Source organism: Methylobacterium sp. J-088, assembly GCF_022829295.1.
Lineage (GTDB): Bacteria > Pseudomonadota > Alphaproteobacteria > Rhizobiales > Beijerinckiaceae > Methylobacterium.
On record NZ_JAKSYH010000219.1, the window covers coordinates 1 to 395 of the forward strand.

Sequence of the window (395 nt, forward strand, 5' to 3'; positions counted from 1 at the left end):
CAGCGCGGGAAGGTGCGGGGTAGGTAAGTCGAACCGCCAGGCTTGGAGCGGGTTGTGCACGCGCGGCGCGCGTGTCGGGGGCCGAATGAGGTCGGCCGTGTGAGACGCGGCATGTACGCTCACGAAGTATAGCGCGGACGCCTTCAGCGGAGGCTCCGGCTTGGCTGTTGTTGCCAAGCTTGGCGTGGGTGCCGCTCGCGGTTCTCTGGGCCTGCCGCACGCTGATGTGGGGGCCGCGCCGTGCCCTACTCCTCCCACTCCTGCAGTGCGTCGGTTTCGCGGCACTGCCGCCGCTGACGGCGTTCGCGCTATACTTCGTGAGCGTACATGCCCCGTCTCACACGGCCGCGCTCATCCGGCACCCGACACGCGCGCCGCGGGTGCACAACACAGTC

At 69.1% G+C, this 395-nt stretch carries 1 protein-coding gene; it reads left to right on the forward strand.

What is annotated here, in order from left to right:
- Positions 1-188: 188 nt before the first annotated feature.
- On the forward strand, positions 189-395 hold a 207-nt coding region (locus MKK63_RS24290; protein ID WP_409564503.1), incomplete at its 3' end, for a Brp/Blh family beta-carotene 15,15'-dioxygenase.